Source organism: Natronincola peptidivorans, assembly GCF_900111615.1.
Taxonomy (GTDB): domain Bacteria; phylum Bacillota; class Clostridia; order Peptostreptococcales; family Natronincolaceae; genus Natronincola_A; species Natronincola_A peptidivorans.
In genome coordinates, this window is record NZ_FOHU01000001.1 from 20,415 (window position 1) to 40,786 (window position 20,372).

At 34.5% G+C, this 20,372-nt stretch carries 18 protein-coding genes and 1 other RNA gene; 16 read left to right on the forward strand and 3 right to left on the reverse strand.

Annotated features, from left to right (window positions below):
- Positions 1–3: 3 nt before the first annotated feature.
- The gene (locus BMX10_RS00095) at positions 4–1,128 is read right to left on the reverse strand and encodes a YibE/F family protein (protein ID WP_090437665.1); all 1,125 of its coding nucleotides are present in this window, start codon (positions 1,126–1,128) and stop codon (positions 4–6) included.
- Positions 1,129–1,752: 624 nt separating this feature from the next.
- Here BMX10_RS00095 and BMX10_RS00100 point away from each other — a divergent pair.
- The 4 genes from BMX10_RS00100 (at position 1,753) to rpoD (ending at position 8,433) form a co-directional block, all read left to right on the forward strand.
- Positions 1,753–3,978 (forward strand): bifunctional 2',3'-cyclic-nucleotide 2'-phosphodiesterase/3'-nucleotidase, encoded by a 2,226-nt coding sequence (locus BMX10_RS00100; RefSeq protein ID WP_090438866.1) that lies wholly within the window; start codon positions 1,753–1,755, stop codon positions 3,976–3,978.
- A 281-nt stretch (positions 3,979–4,259) separates the two neighbouring features.
- Positions 4,260–5,273 carry a deoxyguanosinetriphosphate triphosphohydrolase gene (locus BMX10_RS00105; RefSeq protein WP_090437666.1) on the forward strand — a complete coding sequence of 338 codons (1,014 nt, stop codon included), beginning with the start codon at positions 4,260–4,262 and terminating at the stop codon, positions 5,271–5,273.
- Between the two features lie 203 nt (positions 5,274–5,476).
- Positions 5,477–7,318: a DNA primase gene (dnaG, locus tag BMX10_RS00110; RefSeq protein ID WP_090437667.1), complete on the forward strand. Its 1,842-nt coding sequence runs from the start codon at positions 5,477–5,479 to the stop codon at positions 7,316–7,318.
- Complete coding sequence (gene rpoD, locus BMX10_RS00115) at positions 7,315–8,433, forward strand: RNA polymerase sigma factor RpoD (protein ID WP_090437668.1); 1,119 nt, start codon at positions 7,315–7,317, stop codon at positions 8,431–8,433. Before dnaG ends, rpoD begins: the two co-directional genes overlap by 4 nt.
- 75 nt (positions 8,434–8,508) lie before the next feature.
- On the opposite strand, the gene BMX10_RS00120 is transcribed toward rpoD, so the two are convergent.
- Positions 8,509–8,709: a hypothetical protein gene (locus tag BMX10_RS00120; RefSeq protein WP_090437669.1), complete on the reverse strand. Its 201-nt coding sequence runs from the start codon at positions 8,707–8,709 to the stop codon at positions 8,509–8,511.
- 93 nt (positions 8,710–8,802) lie between these two features.
- Between BMX10_RS00120 and BMX10_RS00125 the strand changes: the two genes are divergently transcribed.
- The 8 genes from BMX10_RS00125 to BMX10_RS00160 all read left to right on the forward strand — a co-directional run bounded on the left by BMX10_RS00125 (position 8,803) and on the right by BMX10_RS00160 (position 15,881).
- The gene (locus tag BMX10_RS00125; RefSeq protein WP_090437670.1) at positions 8,803–9,504 is read left to right on the forward strand and encodes a tRNA (adenine(22)-N(1))-methyltransferase; all 702 of its coding nucleotides are present in this window, start codon (positions 8,803–8,805) and stop codon (positions 9,502–9,504) included.
- A complete protein-coding gene (locus tag BMX10_RS00130; RefSeq protein ID WP_090437671.1) occupies positions 9,489–10,607 on the forward strand; it encodes a Nif3-like dinuclear metal center hexameric protein in 1,119 nt (372 codons plus the stop codon). Before BMX10_RS00125 ends, BMX10_RS00130 begins: the two co-directional genes overlap by 16 nt.
- Before the next feature lie 83 nt (positions 10,608–10,690).
- An RNA gene (gene rnpB / locus BMX10_RS00135) (RNase P RNA component class A) lies at positions 10,691–11,038 on the forward strand.
- A 160-nt stretch (positions 11,039–11,198) separates the two neighbouring features.
- The gene (locus tag BMX10_RS00140; RefSeq protein ID WP_090437672.1) at positions 11,199–11,708 is read left to right on the forward strand and encodes a hypothetical protein; all 510 of its coding nucleotides are present in this window, start codon (positions 11,199–11,201) and stop codon (positions 11,706–11,708) included.
- Positions 11,680–13,032: a TrkH family potassium uptake protein gene (locus tag BMX10_RS00145; RefSeq protein ID WP_090437673.1), complete on the forward strand. Its 1,353-nt coding sequence runs from the start codon at positions 11,680–11,682 to the stop codon at positions 13,030–13,032. Before BMX10_RS00140 ends, BMX10_RS00145 begins: the two co-directional genes overlap by 29 nt.
- A 25-nt stretch (positions 13,033–13,057) precedes the next feature.
- Entirely contained in the window at positions 13,058–13,720 is a 663-nt protein-coding gene (locus BMX10_RS00150; protein ID WP_090437674.1) for a potassium channel family protein, read from the forward strand.
- Between the two features lie 92 nt (positions 13,721–13,812).
- Positions 13,813–15,186, forward strand: a complete 1,374-nt coding sequence (locus tag BMX10_RS00155; protein WP_280140730.1) for a sensor histidine kinase — start codon at positions 13,813–13,815, stop codon at positions 15,184–15,186.
- Positions 15,186–15,881 carry a response regulator gene (locus BMX10_RS00160; protein ID WP_090437676.1) on the forward strand — a complete coding sequence of 232 codons (696 nt, stop codon included), beginning with the start codon at positions 15,186–15,188 and terminating at the stop codon, positions 15,879–15,881. Before BMX10_RS00155 ends, BMX10_RS00160 begins: the two co-directional genes overlap by 1 nt.
- A 416-nt stretch (positions 15,882–16,297) precedes the next feature.
- Here the strand turns inward: BMX10_RS00160 and BMX10_RS00165 are convergent, their stop codons facing one another.
- Positions 16,298–16,498 (reverse strand): hypothetical protein, encoded by a 201-nt coding sequence (locus BMX10_RS00165; protein ID WP_090437677.1) that lies wholly within the window; start codon positions 16,496–16,498, stop codon positions 16,298–16,300.
- Between the two features lie 226 nt (positions 16,499–16,724).
- Here BMX10_RS00165 and BMX10_RS00170 point away from each other — a divergent pair, with 226 nt between their 5' ends.
- The 4 genes from BMX10_RS00170 to BMX10_RS18165 all read left to right on the forward strand — a co-directional run bounded on the left by BMX10_RS00170 (position 16,725) and on the right by BMX10_RS18165 (position 20,305).
- Positions 16,725–17,318: a TetR/AcrR family transcriptional regulator gene (locus BMX10_RS00170; protein WP_090437678.1), complete on the forward strand. Its 594-nt coding sequence runs from the start codon at positions 16,725–16,727 to the stop codon at positions 17,316–17,318.
- A gap of 245 nt (positions 17,319–17,563) precedes the next feature.
- Positions 17,564–17,977 (forward strand): FMN-binding protein, encoded by a 414-nt coding sequence (locus BMX10_RS00175; protein ID WP_090437679.1) that lies wholly within the window; start codon positions 17,564–17,566, stop codon positions 17,975–17,977.
- Between the two features lie 156 nt (positions 17,978–18,133).
- Entirely contained in the window at positions 18,134–18,919 is a 786-nt protein-coding gene (locus BMX10_RS00180; RefSeq protein ID WP_090437680.1) for a flavodoxin family protein, read from the forward strand.
- A 453-nt stretch (positions 18,920–19,372) separates the two neighbouring features.
- Entirely contained in the window at positions 19,373–20,305 is a 933-nt protein-coding gene (locus BMX10_RS18165) for an anthrax toxin lethal factor-related metalloendopeptidase (RefSeq protein WP_208976084.1), read from the forward strand.
- Positions 20,306–20,372: the final 67 nt, after the last annotated feature.

The following is a 20,372-nucleotide window of genomic DNA, read 5'->3' on the forward strand; positions in this document are numbered from 1 at the left end:
ATACTAAAAGATCTTTTTATTTTTTTTGCATTTTTTATCACTTGTTATTCCTATGGTTAAATTTGGTTTTTGATAAAGCATTCCTGCCACAATAGCTGTAATAGGTATGGCATAGATCAATCCAATGCTTCCCGCCAAAACTCTAACGATTTCCGTTGCCATGGCATCCATATTGACGACTCTTGCAAAGGGGATCTCATAAGCCACTAAAACCAAAAGGAGTGACATGGAAGCTCCTGTATAGGCTAAAATCAATGTATTAGCCATAGTTCCCATAATATCCTTTCCGACATTTAATCCTGATTTAATCAAATCCTTTGTCTTTATAGCAGGATTAGCATTTCTAACTTCATCTATGGCAGAAGCTATAGACATACCAACATCCAAAACAGCACCTACAGCTCCAATAATCATGCCTGCAAACAGCAGGCCGGTAAAATCAAAGTTGGTTCTTTGAGGAATATACATCAGCATCTGGGATTCATCGCCGCTTAATCCTGTTAACCTGGTTGCCTGAGTCATGATCCAGGCAAGCATACCGGCAATCACTACGCCGCCAATGGTACCAATGATAGCTGCCAATGCCTTTTTGTTAAAGCCGCTAATGATCACTACAGTAGCAGTGACAATAATAGAGGCTACAATAATAGTAATCAAGATAGGTGGATACCCGCCTAGAATGAGCGGTATAAGCACCTTTAATACAAGAAAGCCTGTGATTCCTAGTGTAATAACAGTTTTTAGTCCCTGAAGCCCTCCAATCAGGATAAGAGAAAATACAAAAAACAGGGTTAAGTATCCTAAATAATGATCTCGGGTTACCTCTGTAATATAACTTTTTGTAACGACACCGCCTTGGCTTTCGATCCACAATAACACACCTTCACCCTCTTGAAAATAAAAATCCCTTGCAGGATTTCCAGACAAAGTATGTGTGATTGCCATAGTTTGTCCTTTGTAGGTCCCTTGACGGATCTCAATAATAATTTCTTGGACTTCTGGTGAATCTTTAGTAATTTCAATAATTCTGCCCCTAACGGTTTCGCTAGCTACAGGGGATTCTCCAAAGACAATTAGTGATGTGCAAAAAATGAAAAGAATCAGTGAACATAAAAAAGCTTTTTTCATTATTTTTCTTCCCCCAGTTTCTCATATGTAATCTTACTTTTTACATAATGGATATTTTGCATCCTATATTACTTGCTATTATAGCACTGGTTTTTTAGTAAGTAAATAAAATCAGAAAGGTCTGATATAATTAACATTTCAAAGAAATCAATTAAATAAGCATGATAGATGTAATTTGAAAATTATTAAATATTTAACAAAATCATCCATTATAAAAAAGGATTATATAGGGATTAAGTAGAATTATTATATAATAATACATAAACAACGATATAATAATTTTTTTACTATTTAATTTGGCCTATGTAATTCTCCACAGGAGTTTTATATGAAATCAAAAATATACAGCCAGTACACTGTAAAGTAATTTAAGTATATATTTTGATTTTTTTTATTGGACATAAATAACTATGCAGCTATAGGGCGTCATTAATATACTAAAAGGAAGGAGGCTAGAATTAAGAATTTAGGAAAGGAGGTATATTTTCTAATTTATTTTGGCTTTCAATCACAAACTTTTTCATTATGTACCAGATGATTAGTGTTAGGGTTGCTATTATTGTCATTTATAATTCATCTTTTAATGTTGAATTATAAGGAAAAAAAGGAGGAAATACTTACGTGATGAAGTATACTGGAAAAGCATTAAATAATAGATTAATAAGCACAATACTTACATTACTTTTGATAGTATCATCATTTTCTTTTGCATTTGGAGTAACAGAATCAGATACTACAGCCTCTACAGTTGTAGATATTGATTTAACAGCCAATAATGATATAGTGGCATTAGATAACAAAGGAAATGGAACGCATGAACTTGTTATTATGGGAACAACTGATATTCATGTAAACCTTATGCCATATGATTACATGACTGACAGAGTCAATGAAAACCATGGAATGTCAAAAGTAGCAACACTAATTGATCAAATTAGAGCACAGCATAAAAACACATTATTGTTAGATGCAGGAGACATGATTCAAGGAAGTCTATTAGGCAATATAGAAGCGGTAGTAGATCCACTGAAGGATGGAGAAGTACATGTATCTATCAATTCTATGAACATGATGGGATATGATGCAGCAATTTTAGGAAACCATGAGTTTAATTTTGGATTGGATTTCTTAGAAAGAGCTTATAGCGGTGCTAATTTCCCTGTAGTAAATGCCAATGTTTATGAAGTAGACACAGACGAAAACTACTTTACACCTTATGTGATTTTAGATCGCGAAATAGATGGGGAAGCAATCAAGATAGGAGTCATTGGTTTTACACCACCACAAATTATGATATGGGATAAAATACACTTAGATGGAAAAGTATATACAAAAGAAATAGTAGAAACAGCAGAGAAGTTTGTACCGGAAATGAGAGAAGCTGGAGCTGACCTTATCATAGCAGTTGCCCATACAGGCATTGATGCAAATGAAGGAGCCAGTGAAAATGCAGCCTACTTCCTAAGTCAAGTGGAAGGCATAGATGCTATGGTACTAGGGCATCAACATAAAAGATTTCCAAGTACAGATTATGAAAATATACCAGGAATAGATATTGAAAAAGGAACAATCAACGGTGTACCTACAATTATGGCAGGATCATGGGGAAATAACCTAGGAACCATTGCTTTAAATCTTACATATGGAAACGGTGTATGGACAATCCTAGATAGCAAATCAGAGTTAACAGCAACGGCAAACCTATCACCAAGACAAGACATCGTTGATTCTGTAGCAGCAAAGCATCAACAAACAATTGAATACGTAAATACACCAGTAGGGGAAACTTATGCAAACCTAAACACATTTTTCTCTAGAGTAATGGATAACAAGGTAATACAATTAGTAAATGATGCACAGCTATGGTTTGCAGATGGGTTCTTTGATGGAACAGAATATGAAGGTATACCAGTACTTTCAGCAGCAGCACCGTTTAAAGCGGGACGTCATGGACCAGATTATTATACAAATGTAGAAGCTGGTGGGATAGCCGTTAAAGATGTTGCAGATATTTATATTTATGACAATACTTTACAAATTGTTAAGGTAGATACTGCAACCTTAATAGGCTGGCTAGAAAAGTCAGCAGAAAACTTTAATCAAATTAATCCAACCAAAACAGATGATCAAGTACTGCTAGACTATAATTATAGAGGCTTCAACTTTGATCACATTGCAGGGATTGAATATCAAATCGATGTAACAAAGCCAGCCGGCAAAAGAATTGTTAATGTTACCTTTGAAGGAAAACCATTAGCAGCAGGTATGGAGTTCTTAGTAGTAACCAATAACTATCGTGCTTCAGGCGGTGGAGATCACCTATTAAACTCAAACTCAGAAGTTGTCTACTCAGGTACAGAAGAAAATCGTGAAGTAATCATAGATTACATCACAAAAGTAGGTGCAGCTGATCCACAGGTAACAAATTATTGGTCAATTCTACCTGTAGAAACAGCAGGAAGAGTAATATTTAGAGGCTCATCTATAGGTCAAGACAGCATGGATGATTTTGAAGCAGAAAAAGTAGCCTATATAGGTGAAGAGGACGGATGGAGCCTGTATGCATATAATTTAAGCTTAGGAGCAGAAGAGGCAGCCATAATAATAGAAGAGCCAGTAGTAGAAGAGTCCGTAGTAGAGGAAACTATAGTAGAAGAGCCTGTTGTAGTAGAAGAACCAGTAGAAGTAATAGAAGCACCTACAACCATTTATATTGTACAAACAGGAGACTGGTTGTCTACAATAGCCATGAAGTACGGAACTACCTGGGAAGAGCTTCAGGAAATGAATGAAATTAAAAACCCTAACCTTATATTTCCAGGGCAAAAAATTATTGTACCTGCACAATAAAGTCTGCCGCTACTTACTAGAAGCGGGGGGGTTCACCAGTAAATTTGTTTATCAGAATGGAGGTTTATGACCTCCATTCTTTTTATTGTACTCGTAATTATTGGGTATAAGGTAATTAATGAGATAATATAATATAAAGCAATGTATAAAAAATACTTAAATGTAAAAATTATGTAATAACTAAAAGCAAATAGAAATAGAGAGAATTTTAAAGAATTATAAAGGAATTCACTATTAAATGTAGTATATATACAGTAATAGTACAAGAAAGGTAGAATGAAATGGAGGAAAAAGTGAGAAATACTACAGAACACTTTGAGGAGACTTATTTAGCTGCGTGTGCTCAACAAAGCAAATATACAAGAGGGAGAAGAATAGAAGAAGAGGTTTGTCATGTTAGAAGTCCCTATCAAAGAGACAGAGACCGTATTATTCATTGTGAGTTTTTTAGAAAACTTAAAGGGAAGACACAGGTTTTTATCGTAAAAAATGATAGCTTTAGAACCAGGTTAACCCACACATTAGAAGTAAGTCAAATAGCTAGAACCATTGCCAGGGCTTTAAGATTAAATGAAGATTTAGTAGAAGCCATTGCTTTAGGCCACGATTTAGGACATACATGTTTTGGTCATAGCGGGGAAGAGGTATTAGATGGCATTGTTGGTTCTTTTCAACATAATCAGCAAAGTTTGAGGGTAGTAGATTTTTTAGAAAGAGGCGGAAAAGGTTTAAATCTTACCTATGAAGTAAGAGATGGCATTTTAAATCATACCGGAGAAGGAATCCCTGTAACAATGGAAGGGAAATTAGTAAAATTGGTGGATACACTCACTTATCTATGTCATGACATTCAAGATAGCATTGGTGCAGAGATATTAAGAAAGGAAGATATCCCTGAAGAGATTTTAGAAGTGTTGGGTAATACCCATAGTCAAAGAGTAAATACCTTTGTACAGGATATTATTAAAGAAACTTCTAAAAAATTAAAAGAAGGGGCAGAACCGAATATTTATCAAGCAGAAAAGATGTATGATACTATGATGCGACTTCGTTCTTTCATGTTTACAAAAGTATATAATGGTGAGCTATGTCTACGAGAGAAAGAAAAGGCTACTTATATCGTTAAATTCCTATTTGATTATTTTATGGAAAGACCACAAGACATGCCAGTTAGATACTTTAATATGATTGAGAAGGAAGGAATAGAAAGAACCATAGTAGATTATATAGCTGCCTGTACTGATGATGATGCTATTAAATTATTTCAAAGAAAGGTTATTCCTTCACCCAAATAGAATTAGATGTAAATTTATCCATAAATTTTCAGAATTTATTTATTTTAATAGATAAGAAGGATTTGCGGCGATTAATGTCGAAATAACTTCGTCACACCTCTTATAAAGGTATTTATTTTGCGAAATAACATAATCTTTATGGAAGGAGATTCGAAAAAGATACAGAAATATAGTATAAAGTCATTTATAACTAGGTGGTGTAAATGGAAAACTATTTTCCAGAAGAATTAATTGAAACAGTAAAAGATCGTAATGATATTGTGGAGGTTATCTCACAATATGTACCATTAAAATCCACAGGGATGTCGTCAAAAGGATTATGTCCTTTTCACAATGAAAAAACCCCTTCCTTCACTGTTAGTAAAGATAAACAATTTTATAAATGTTTTGGTTGTGGTGAAGGTGGAGATGTGATCGGGTTCATTATGAAGATAGAAAATATGGACTTTATTGAGGCAGTAAAGATGCTGGCCCAACGAGGAAATATACCTATAGATGAATCAACAACCTCTGAAGAAATGAAGAAAAAGTTGGAAAGGCAAAAAGTTTATTTTGACATCAATAGAGAAGCAGGTAAATATTTCTATGAACACTTAGTACAAAGGAAAAATCCAGCCCTCAATTATTTGATAAAAAGGGGATTAACTACTAGAACGATAAAATCCTTTGGTCTAGGTTATGCTATAAATAGCTGGGATGATTTACTTAATTACTTGATACAAAAAGGTTATAAGATAGAGACCATAGAGCAGTGCGGATTAATCATTAAAAACAAAGAAAAAAATAATTATTACAATCGCTTTAGAAATCGTATTATGTTTCCTATATTTGATGTAAAAGGAAATGTAATTGGATTTGGAGGAAGGGTATTCGATGATTCTTTACCCAAGTATCTCAACTCACCAGAAACTGCATATTTCAATAAAAGCCAAACATTATATGGATTAAATATAGCAAGCAAACATTCTAGAACGGGACGAGTAATCTTAGTTGAAGGTTATACAGATGTTATTGCATTACATCAAGAAGGGTTTAAAAATACCGTAGCAACTTTAGGCACATCCTTCACAAAAGGACATGCAATACTATTGAAAAAATATTTTAATGAAGTGATTATATGCTTTGATGGTGATAGTGCAGGCTCCAAAGCTACCCTAAGAAGTATAGAAATCTTAGAAAATGTCCATATAAGTATTAGAGTACTAATTTTGCCCAACAATATAGATCCTGATGACTTTATAAAAAAATATGGGGAAAAAGCTTTTGAAGCAAAAATTGAGGAAGCTTTAAGCGCTATAGACTATAAAATATATCTAGCTCAAAAACAGCATCCTTCAGGGAGCACAGAGGATCAAATAAAGTTAGGAAAAAAGATTGCTAATATTATTAGAGAGATAGACAGTCCAATAGAGCAAGAAGCTTATATAAAAAAGATAGAGGAAAAAACAGGTATATCTAAAAATGCAATTATTAGTGAAATATATGGAAAAAAGACAACAACTGATAAAGGTAATAATACTAAGTATAGTTCCAATTACAAAAGAAATAATAAATATATACAAGCAGTACCTTTAGTAGAACAAAATGGGCATATTATTGCTGGAAAACAACTGATTAAATATATGCTAACAAATCCTCCAGGCATATCAAATATATTAGAAAAAGTCGAAATAAACGATTTTATACTGGAGAGTCATCGTATCATTTTTCAATATATTTTAGAAAAACACCAAAACTTTGACGATATAAACAAGATAATGGAGCATTTTCCAGAATTGCATGAGGAAATCAAAGATATTATAAATATAAATATCCAACAAGTTGATATAGATCAAGCAATAGATAAATATAAGAAGGATGTGAAGAGATATAAATTACTCTTTGCCCGTAACAAATTGAAAGAGGAACAACAGGATATTATTAAGAAAGAAAATTTAGACAAGGAAGAGGTTGAAAAACAATTGTTAAAGCTAGGTGTAGAAATGATGAATATCAATATAGAGCTTCAAAAACTGCAGTCGGAGGAAAGGAGGGAACAAAATTGAACAATCTTAAGGATGGAAATGATAGAAAAGAATCAGTAAAAAAGCTAATAGAAAAAGGCAAAAAAAGAGGTATGATTACTTATACTGAAATTATGGATACACTAGAAGAAGTAGATATAGATAAAGATCAGATTGATGAAATATATGAACATTTAGCTACAATGGGTATAGATGTAGTAGGAGATAAAGAAGAGGATATTGATTTAGATGTGGAAGATTTAGAAATAGAGAATGATATTACTATAGAGGAAACCATCAAAGATGAGGTTGCCCTACTAAAAGGTGTTAATATAGACGATCCTGTTAGAATGTATTTAAAAGAAATTGGGAAAGTTCCTTTGCTGTCCGCCGATGAAGAAATTGATTTAGCAAAAAAAATGGAAGCTGGAGATGAAGAAGCAAAAAAACGTTTAGTTGAAGCCAACTTACGACTCGTTGTTAGTATCGCAAAAAGATATGTAGGAAGAGGTATGCTGTTCCTTGACCTAATACAAGAAGGAAATCTTGGTTTAATAAAAGCAGTAGAAAAGTTTGACTATACAAAGGGATATAAATTTAGTACTTATGCTACTTGGTGGATTCGTCAAGCTATTACTAGAGCCATTGCAGACCAAGCCCGAACCATTAGAATCCCTGTGCATATGGTGGAAACCATCAATAAATTGATTAGAGTTTCTAGACAGTTATTACAAGAATTAGGAAGAGAGCCGAGACCGGAAGAAATTGCAGAAGAAATGGATTTATCAGAGGATAAAGTCAGAGAGATACTAAAAATTGCACAAGAACCTGTTTCCCTTGAAACACCTATTGGTGAAGAAGAGGATAGCCACTTAGGAGATTTTATTCCTGATGATGATGCTCCAGCTCCTGCTGAAGCAGCGGCGTTTTCTCTATTAAAAGAACAATTAATCGAAGTTTTAGATACTTTAACTCCAAGAGAGCAAAAGGTATTACGTCTAAGATTTGGACTTGATGATGGCAGGGCAAGAACCCTTGAGGAAGTAGGGAAAAAATTTGAAGTAACAAGAGAGCGTATAAGGCAGATCGAGGCAAAGGCCTTAAGAAAATTAAGACATCCTAGCCGCAGCAAGAAACTAAAGGATTATTTAGAATAAAAGCAAAAAAACCCAGTGACCATAGCGTACAGATAAATACGTCAAGGCGCTGGGTTTTAATACGAGTAAGAACAACTACCAGTATTGCTTTTGTTTACCATATTCAATTTTTTTCTTAATCTCTTCCTTGGTCTCTTGATCCTCAAGTTGATCCTGTAGTGTGTGCATTACTTGATCGGCTTCTTCTTCCCACTCTTGAGTGCGTCCGCCCCAACTAAAATGTACTAATTCTTCAGGGGGAACAATTCTTTTCTTTTTTTTCTTTGTATCTGACATAAGCGATGCCTCCTTTATATTAGTGTAGGAAGAAATTTTAAAAAATATAATGTTATATTTTAGAAACATAATAAAAAACAAGGGAGTAATAACATGCAAGTAAAATTGCCTCCAAGATTAAAAAAGATTACTGAATTGATTAAAAAAAATAGCCGAGTTGCAGATATAGGCACTGATCATGGGTATATACCCATCTATCTAATAGAAAATAGGATTACGCCTCATGTTATTGCCAGTGATGTGAATAGGGGCCCCTTAGACACTGCAAAAAGCAATATAAAAAGTCATGGTTATAATCAACAGGTGGAATTACGACTGGGAAGCGGGCTGGAGGTTTTAGTCCCTGGAGAGGTGGATACTGTGATTATGGCGGGTATGGGAGGGATGCTAATCAAAGAGTTGTTAGAGGCTGCACCAGCCATTACCCATAGTATTGATACCCTTATCCTTCAACCAATGCAGGCTCAACAAGAGCTAAGAAGATATTTGGTCAGCAATGGTTATGAAATAGTACAGGATCTTTTAGTAAGGGAAGATTTTCGTATCTATGAGATCATAATAGCTAAAAAAGGAAAACAAGTAGTGGAGGATGAAATATACTATGAAATAGGATTTCATATTAAATTAAACCCAAAAGAATTGGCCTTGGCCTTTATCATTGCAAAAATTAAGAATCAACAGGAAATAATCTCCAGCGTAGAGGGCGAGACCTCTGTAGGAGCCAAGAAAAAGCTACGGGAATGTAGAGAAACCTTAGAAAAATTAGAAGAGGTGTTACGATGGCTGAAAAAGTAAAAAAAATAATGGATATTGTTGAAACACTGGCACCCAAACACTATGCCTACCACTGGGATCAGGTAGGGTTGCAAATCGGCAGCGAAAACCATCAGGTGAACAAGATCCTAGTATGCTTAGATATTAATAAAGAAGTTATAGAGGAAGCTATGGACAATAATGTTGACCTTATAATCAGTCATCATCCAATGATTTTTTCACCCATGAAATCCATCCTGCAGGAAGATAGTAAAGGAAAGCTTGTATATGAAGCAATAAAACATGACATCAGCATCTATGCTGCCCACACCAACATGGATATTGCACCTAAGGGGTTAAATGACTTTGTGGCAAATAAGATGGGGCTAAAAAACATAGAGATTCTAGAGGCTACTGCAAAGGAAAAATTATATAAGCTTGTGGTATTTACTCCAGAGGGATATGAAGAGAAGGTTGCAGAAGCCCTAGGGGCAGGAGGAGCCGGCCATATTGGGAACTACAGCCACTGCAGCTTTAGAATAAATGGTACAGGAACATTTAAACCATTAGAAGGCACAAACCCTTTTATTGGTAGTCAAGGGGAGCTGGAAAAAGTCCAAGAAATTAGAATAGAAACCATTGTTCCTCAAAGTAGTCTAAGAAAGGTCATAGAAGGTATGCTAAAAGTCCATCCTTATGAAGAGGTTGCTTATGATCTCATACCACTGGAAAATGAGGGAGACGAAAAAGGCATAGGAAGAATAGGGATTCTAGAAAGCGCATTAATGGCAAGAGAATTTGTAGCAAGAACAAAAGATGTATTCAATATAGAGCACGTAAGGGTCGCAGGCAGCTTAGAACATAATATCAAAAAGGTGGCTATTGTGAATGGAAGCGGAGCCAGCTATATTCAACTGGCCAAGGCTAAGGGGTGTGATTGTCTCATAACTGGAGATATGAAGTATCACGAGGCACAAAAGGCAGAAGAGCTAGGCATAGTGGTGATAGATGCTGGACATTTTGAAACAGAAATATTTTTTGTGGAGTTGCTTATCAATTATTTGAAACAAGAATTTACAGATAAAAAGGTGGAGATCGAAGTAATGGCGTCCAATATAAAAAATAATCCTCTTAAAATTATGTAGATAAAAAAAACCAAATATTACCTTTTGACATAAATCTATATCCATGGTATGATTGTATTCCTGATTGATAAAAATAAATATAGCGAGTAAGTCAGATGATCGCGTCCACAGTTCTACTGTGGACGAGGAAAGTCCGAGCTCCAAAGGGCAGGGTGCTGGGTAATCCCCAGTGGAGGTGACTCCAAGGAAAGTGCAACAGAGAGATACCGCCTGATAGCAATGTCGGGTAAGGGTGGAAAGGTGAGGTAAGAGCTCACCAGCAGTTAGGCGACTAGCTGGCTATGTAAACCCCATCTGGAGCAAGACCAAGTAGGGACAAAAAAGCGGCGGCCCGTCGTGTCCCGTGGTAGGTCGCTTGAGCCAATTGGCAACAATTGGCCTAGATAGATGATCGTCAAATACAGAACTCGGCTTATAGATTTGCTCGCTTATTGAAAAATCAACACTTTGTGTTGGTTTTTTTATTTTTTGCCACCGGGATTTAGCCCCGTAAACTATGCAATATTAACACAATATTAACATCAGTTACCAAATATTAATACAAACTTTATAACTATAGCGTTAAGCTACTATATAAAGGGGGAGAGTTCTTTGATCTATATAGGAGCCTTAATTGTTATAGCTTTTTTATTGCTGGGCTATTATATCATGGATAAAGTTGACAAATTTATAGAAAACAATATTCAACACTCCAATGAATATCATAATGATGAATACACAGATCCTAGCTTAAGGAAACAAAAAGTGCTATTGATTTATGGGAACAATACGTTAACCAATTTAGTAAAAAAATATTGTGATTCACAGAAGTATATGTATGAATCCATAACTGATATTCATTCTATTGATACACAGGCTGGATATATATACTTGTTTGCACTGTCCAATAAGGATGCAGATAATTTAATGGTGGGCTCTATTGGATTTAAAATTTACTCCATCCCTAATGTTATTTCCTTATGCAACAATCAAAAATATTTAAAGATCTATAACGAATTTAGTTTTATCAAGGCATTGCCATATAATCATGATATAGACAAGCTTTTTAATGCTATAAAGGGGGTGATAGAAGATGCAGTCAATGATAAGGCGAAAATATAATTTGACCTATGCAAAGCTAAGTGCTATAGGTTTTTTTGCAATAATATTCATTGGTGCAGTGCTTTTATCCCTGCCTATTTCCTCAAAGAGTGGAGAGGTTACGCCTTTTATCAATGCATTATTTACTGCTACATCTGCAACCGGTGTTACTGGCCTAGTTGTCTATGATACCTATAGTTACTTTTCGGTATTTGGTCAGAGTGTTATACTGGTTCTTATTAAAATTGGTGGCTTAGGATTTATGATTATTGCAACGATGTTTTTATTGATACTAAAGAAAAAAATAGGGATTCGTGAGAGAAATTTTTTAAAGGAATCTGTAAACACCATTCACATAGGTGGTGTTGTGCGTTTAGCAAAGCATATATTAGTTGGAACCCTTCTTTTAGAAGGTATTGGTGCCATCATACTTGCAATTAAATTTAGCTCTGAAATGGGAGTGAAAGAAGGAATATTTAACGGTATCTTCCATTCCGTGTCGGCATTTAATAATGCAGGCTTTGATTTGATGGGAAGATATGAGGAATATTCATCCCTAATTAGATATAGTGATGATGCACTAGTCAATATTACCATCATGACCTTAATTGTGATAGGTGGTATAGGTTTTTTAGTATGGGAAGATATTTACAAAAATAAGGCTAAATTCAAAAAATATCATCTGCATTCCAAGATTGTGTTACTGGCAACAATGGTACTAATATTTTCTGCTGCTATTGGTTTTTATGTGCTGGAAAGGAACAATCTTTTTGCAGATATGGGTATAAAAGAAACCATATTAGCATCATTATTTCAAGCAATAACACCCCGAACAGCAGGGTTTAATACCATTGATACAGCAGAGCTGTCAGAAGGCTCTAAACTTTTAACAATGATACTTATGTTTATTGGTGGCAGCTCTGGTTCAACAGCTGGTGGGATTAAAACAACAACCTTTATCATCACCATTCTTTCTGTTGTCTCTTTAGTTAGACACTCCAACGATTTAAATATATTTGGTCGGAGATTAGAGGACAGTATATTAAAGAGGGCATACAGTATTATTACGATTTATATAACAAGTGCATTTATAGGGATGCTATTTATTAGCTTCATTCAGCCTGAATTGGCACTGAGTAATACTGCCTTTGAGGTTTTATCAGCAATGGGCACAGTTGGACTGTCTACAGGTATAACGCGGCAGTTGAATGCATTATCAAGACTCATGGTTATTATCTTAATGTTTTGTGGTAGATTAGGAAGTCTTGCAGTCCTAATGGCAGTTGCTGAAAGCAAAAATAATATAAGTACGAAAAAACCTCTAGAAAAAATTGTTATTGGTTAATTATTTAGAGAAAGGAAAGTGGAATATGAACACAAGAAAGAAATCTGTATTAATAATAGGTGCAGGTAGATTTGGCCGATATTTAGCTCTTAAGTTTGCAGAATTAGGTAATGAAGTGATGGTTGTAGATCAATGTGAAGAAAGAATAAGCGGTTTAATATCTTCAGTAACAAGTGCAGAAATTGGTGACTGTACTAATGTAGAAGTATTGCGCTCATTTGGTGTTGCAAATTTTGATATTTGCTTTGTGTGTATGGGGGCCAATTTCCAATCCTCCATTGAAATAACCTATCAATTAAAAGAGCTAGGTGCTCCCTATGTTATTGCAAAGACCAATAGAGAAATGCATGAAAAGTTTCTTTTGCGGAATGGTGCCGACGAGGTTGTATACCCTGAAAAAGAAAGTGCAAATAAGGCAGCGGTGAGACTGAGTGCTGATAATGTGTTTGATTATATTGAATTAACATCTGAATATTGTATTTTTGAGATTCCTCCGTTAGCCTCATGGGTTGGCAAAACCATCGCTCAGGTTGCTGTAAGGGTGAAATATAAAATCAATATCCTTGCTACTAAGGAAAATGAACAGGTATTTCCCCTGCCAGGTGCAGATCATGTATTTAACAAAGAAGAACATTTAATTGTTGCAGGAAATAGGGTAGATATAATGAATTTATTGAAAAGATTCTAGTTGAAATACTATGATACAATAGATTTGTAGGGGGTGATTTTATTAACCTAAAAAAACAAATTTATATCATCTACATCATAAAGCTTGCCTTAATCATAACGATCTCTACCATACTGTCCCTGTTTTTAGGGAATTCTGGTATCGGTAAAGAAAGCATCATTATGGTATTTTTGGTTGGGGTATTAGTTGTAACTGTAACGACAAAGGGTTATTTCTATGGTATATTTGCATCTGTAATCAGTGTACTTATATTTAATTATTATTTTACAGAGCCAATTCATACATTGATTATCTACGACAGTAATGATGTCATACTGATGGTATCATTTCTAGGTGTATCTTTGATATCAGGAACAATGACGAAAAGATTTCAAAAACAGCTAGTAATTGCTAAGCAAAATGAACATACTGCCAGGCTCTTGTATAAAACTACAGAAAGCTTTTTAAATATTACTGGACAAAAGAATATTATTATACAAGGGATTGATAATATTTATCAAAACACCCATTACAACAGCAGAGTATTTCTTTCAGATACTGGTGAAACTTATACCCATGACAGCAGAGAATTCATAACAGACAATATGGAGATAATAGAAATCCCCATTCGGGGATTAACGAAGCAGCTTGGTGTAATGGAGATAGCCTATTCAAAAGAAAATTTCTCATTTGAGCATGAGTTGCTTATTAAAACAGTTGTGACGCAAATGGGACTTTCACTTGATAGAGAATTTATATATAATGAACGGGAAAATATTCGTATCGCCATGGAAAAAGAAAAGATGCATAGTAATCTGCTTAGGGCCATATCCCATGACCTCAGGACGCCATTAACAGGTATTGTTGGCGCCAGTGGTGTTATGCTTGAAAATTTAGATCAATTAGATAAATGCAATGTTGAAAAACTTGTTTCTGGCATTAATGAAGAGGCTATTTGGTTAAATAGTCTTGTAGAAAATATTCTAAATATGACTCGGATTAGTGAGGGAAAGCTTGTAATAGAAAAGAATTATGAAGTAGTGGATGATGTTGTCTATGAAGCTATTAGGCACGTCAATAATCTAGCAAAGACAAAAAATATATCTGTTTCTGTGCCTGATGAGATCGTAACTCTGTTAATTGATGGAAAACTGATTGTTCAAGTCCTCATTAACCTGGTAGATAATGCTATAAAACATACACAAGAGAATTGTAGTATATTTGTACATGTGTATACAGAAGATGATAAGGCAGTTTTTGAAGTGGCTGATAATGGAGAAGGGATTGATGAAAGCATTCAAAATTCTCTATTTAATAGCTTTATAACTTTTTCTAGCAAGATTATTGATGATAAAAGGGGAATAGGTCTTGGGCTAGCAATATGTAAAGCTATAGTAGAAGCCCATGGTGGCACTATATCTGTCGGTAAAGCTGCGGAAGGTGGGGCATTGTTCACATTTAAATTACCGTTGGCAGGAGGAGAATAATGGAAGATAACCTGAAGATCTTAATTATTGAAGACGATAAGTATATATTAAACTTCATCTCTCTCTCTTTAAAAACAAGTGGGTACGCATTTGAAATAGCAAAGAATGGTATGGAGGGAATGTCACTCTTTTATAGTCATAACCCAGACATTATTTTGCTTGATTTGGGTTTACCAGATATAGATGGGATTGATATTATCAAATCAATTCGTATGATTTCTGAGGTGCCAATCTTAGTTGTATCTGCAAGAGGGCAGGAAAGTGAAAAAATTGCAGCTTTGGACGAAGGGGCAGATGACTATATTACAAAGCCATTTCATATGGGAGAATTAATGGCACGTATTCGCGTTGTTCAACGAAAATTAAAAAAGGCAATGCAACCCGACAATGCTGAAATATTTCAGATGGATTATTTAACAATTGACTATGAGAAGCGGATGGTTTTAGTAGATGATATTGAGATTCATTTAACGCCGATTGAATATAAAATATTATTACTACTGGTAGCCAATAAAGGTAAGGTCCTTACCCATAATTATATTTTAAAGGAAGTATGGGGATATGGAGAAACTGGTGATGCAAAATCAATTCGTGTATTTATGGCGAACCTTAGACGAAAGATAGAGAAGGATACAGCTTCTCCTCGCTTTATTTTGACAGAGGTGGGGGTTGGTTATAGATTTGCAAATGAATAGAAGGAAGAAATTAAAACTTCTCGTTAAGCGGGGAGTTTTGATTCTTTATTTACCATCAAGTAGTAGTAGAAATACTCTTGAACAAGAAGTCTAGCAGCATAACATATTTTACAGCTAAAAAATAATAATCACTCATTATAATAATTGTACATTTTGAGATTAACATTTACAGAATGGAGTATGATCCAGCAACAAAGCGTGAAGTTATTACACAATGAGACCAGCAAGCCTTACTTAAAGTATGAGAGCAATAAAAATCTAATCCTTCCATGGATTTAGTTTTTGCATTTTTCACATTGACAGTATCATCGATTGCTAGAAACCAATATCTTTAGATGATAAATTATGCTTCATATGGTGATATATATATCCTAATCTATTTCGATTTAGAAGTTCATCATCCCAAAGAGAAGCACTTAAAAATCGATATATGCAGCTTTTATTCTTAGCTTTAGCGATGTTTTCAGCAATTTTCCATAGGATACTTTACCATCCACATGAATACTGCCTTCTATTATTGTGGCAAGATGATTAAATTGTGGTTTGTTCATTCCATAGTTTACATCTTCTAAGAAATTGATTATTTCTTCGCTATGGCCTACAATAGTATTTGGCATAGTCCTGTCCCTTTTTGATAGTATTTTCTTCGTCAATTAATAATGATCATGGGGGAAGAGATTATGCCATATTTGTGTAACTTTACCAATGAAGCTTTTATTTTTCATAACTAGAGTTAATAATAAGAAGAAACATTGGTAATTAATATTGACGTTAAAGTATAACAATGCTACAATATGAATGAATAGAAAATAATATTCATTCACGAGGATGGAGGTAGTTAAATTGACAGATAAAAAAGAAGAAATTTTTAATAGTGCTAGGGAGGTTTTCTACGCAAAAGGGTTTAAAGACACTAATGTTGCAGATATAGCAAAGAAAGCTGGCATAGGGGTAGGTACTTTTTATAATTATTATGCCTCAAAAGAGCAGATTTTCTTTGAAATTAACATGAAGGAAAATGAGAAACTAAAAAAGAAGATAGCAGAATCTTTTGATTCTAATGATGATGATCCCGTTACACTGGTTACAAAAGTAGTGACACAGAATATTGGTGAAATGAATGCAAATCCCATCCTTAAGGAATGGAATAACAAGGAGATTGCTAGTAAACTGGAACAGTATTTCTATGAGCAAGGCGGCATAGAGAATACAAGTGAATTTTTTCAGGGTATTGCAACAGAATTGATCAAAAAGTGGAAGGCTGAAGGGAAGATAAGAGATGATTTAGATGATGAGTTTATATTAGCTCTACTTAATTCTATCCATTATGTCGATATTCATAAGAGAGATATTGGGATACACCACTTCCCAAAGGTGATCCATTACTTGACGGAGTTCATAATGAAAGGCTTAACTGACTGTTGTAATAGGGAATAAACCAAGCAGTCTTTTTTTTGCCCAACAATGAATGAATAAGATTAAATATTCATTCACACAAAAAATAGCAGAAAGGAAAAGGGTTGAAATACAATTAAAAGGTTATTGAAAGAACTAAAATCGGTAGGTAGTGCATGCATTATGTTTAGGATTATCGAGGAGTTTATTTCATTTTTGTTATTAAGGAAGAAAATAAAAGGTACGACTGTTTATGAATATCTAAGATCAAGTGGAGGGTGATAATAATGCGAAAAATCGTGTTAGTGGTATTTGTGATTTCTATTATGATAGTTATAGGATTTGTCACATTTTTAGGTGTTGAAACCCAGCGTGAGAATAGAAATCTCTCTATAGGTAACGTAGATTTTAAAAATCTTAAGGATGGCACTTATATTGGAGAATATGACGGTTATGCTGGTCCCCTCAAATTAAGGGCCAAGGAACTACAGGTTACAGTATCTTCAGGTAAGGTGATAGAGATTCAGATAATAGAACAAGGTCAACACGCTGCAGTCTCTGAAGGAAGTATGGATGAATTAATAAATTTGGTAATCACGCTACAATCACTAGATGTGGACACGATTACAGGAGCAACCGTTACCTCTAAAACCTATCTTCGTGCGGTGGAAGACGCACTGCTGAAAGCGCAAAAGAAATAAGGAATGGATAAGAGCAGATGTTAAGTGGAATAAAGGAGGAAACAAAATGCTACAAATACTAAGGATGATGTCGGCGGTTATGGTCTTCTTACTTGGTTTTGCTGTAATGCTAGAGTGGATCTACAAAGTAAGCACATTTTATGAGGTGATAGTAGAATGAAAAAAGTGACCGCATTTATTGGAAGTCAGCGGAAAAAGGCTACGTATCAAGCTGTTCAGGAAATGGAAAAGAATTTAAAGCAATATGAAGCTATGGACTTTGAGTATGTGTTTCTAAATGATTATGAACTCCAGTTTTGTCGAGGCTGCAAGACATGCTTCGATAAGGGTGAAAAATTTTGCCCTCTAAAAGATGATAGGGATATGCTGTTGGAGAAGATGGAAGAAGCAAATGGTATTATTTTTGCCACTCCCAATTACGCATTTCAAGTTTCTGCTAGAATGAAGAACTTTTTTGACCGTTTTTCCTATATGTTGCATCGGCCAAAATTCTTCAGCAAGACATATACAGCCATTGTTACTCAAGGTGTTTTTGGAGGAAAGGATATAGTGAAATATTTAGAATTTACGGGAATCCACTTAGGATTTGATGTGATAAAAGGCAGTTGTGTGCCAGTATTGGAACCTATGAATGATCTCCAGCAAAAAAAACTCAAACAGGAGATGAAGAAGCTCTCTGATAGATTTTATAGAGGACTTAGTCACTCAACACTATCAGTGCCTTCATTCTCTAGGTTAATGGTGTTTAGGATGACGCGAGCAAGCCTCCAGTCTATAGGTGAGGAGAGCTATGACTATAGCTATTATAAAGATCAGGGCTGGTTTGAGTCTGATTACTATTATGAAACTCGATTAGGACCAATAAAAAAATCTGTGGGAATATTTTTTGATTTTTTAGGACGTCAGCTGGTTAAACATATAACTGTCAAGAAGACGTTTTGATTATCATGCCAATACAGTAACCCCAAAAGCTAAGCTTGTATTATAGAGTCCTAAGTAGGTGTTGGCAGCCATTGAACAAATGGTTATACCAACGACAATATCAAAAAGAGTTATCTGAGGGATCATTAAGATACAGCCTTCATTACCGAGAGACTTGAAGACTGCAAAGAAGGGAAAAAGGATGATTAAGGACTATGAGACAATGAATAGATAAAATAAGTAAATATTGGTAATTAGAAAATATTGAAGGAATACTAAAGAATCAATGGAATATGAATTATTACACTTTTTTTTCAACTGCTGGAGCAAGAGAAATAACGTGTCAAAGAGGATTGATTTTAAAAAGGGTTTTTCCTTCATTTTACCAATGACAACTATTTTTTGGGAGTATGATATTTAAAGAAAATATTGTGAATTACAGTTTAAGAGCACTATCTAGGGGGACTCGATATTATGAGCAGCAGTGTTAATAAAAATGATAAAAACTGTAAAAAGTTCAATAGGTATTTCAAAATAATTAGCATATCCTTTTGTCTAATGATAGTTATATCTAGTTTGTATGTTATCCTAAAGGAAACAATGGTAGTAGGATACAATTCTAGATTTATAGAAACAGATACAAAAGAACATCTTTGTGAAGAGATATTATTGGAAGATTTCAATAAACACTCTGATTTGGCAGGATTTCATATATTTCAGTCTGAAATAGAAAAAAAAATAGCTTTTTTAGAGGAACAGTTAGATATAATAAAAAGTTTAGAAACTCAAAATCTTGAAAGAATAAGAATAGCTGAAGAAGAAAAGTTAACCACTATCTTAACACATCTAATAAAGCTGCCAGAGGATGAATATGATGCAAAAGAAGCAGATAACATGATAAATAGAATTTCTAAGATCGACTATGTATTATTAGAGGCCCTGTATCATAAAGGGGTTACTATCCATTTAACCAATACCAACGTGACGGGATTAAAAGAATTTGCCCACCTTAGAGGTAAGGTCCCTAGAGGATGGGAGGAACTAGGTAAAACCTGGGATGATGTTGTGGGAGTAGGTGGCAGAAACGTAGCTGCAAAAATTGGCTATAGTAACCCAGGCACTCATCATGACTGTATTAATTTAGAACTCCACGAAATTGGACACTCGGTAGATTACAAAGTACTTAACTACATTAGCCATCAGGAATTATTTGAAAACATATTTCAGGAAGAAGCTGCACTTATGTTTACAAACCCTTATTTTTTTAAATATCCAGATGAATACTTTGCCGAAAGCTTTGCTTATTACTATTTCTCTGAAGAAACGAGACAACAATTAAAAGAGAAAGCACCAAAAACATATGAATTTATGAAGGCTTTACCTTTACTTATGGGAGGAAACTCTTGATATTTGCTATTGAATAAATATTAAGTGATAATTTTCCACCCAATGATCCAACAACACCTTTTGAAGC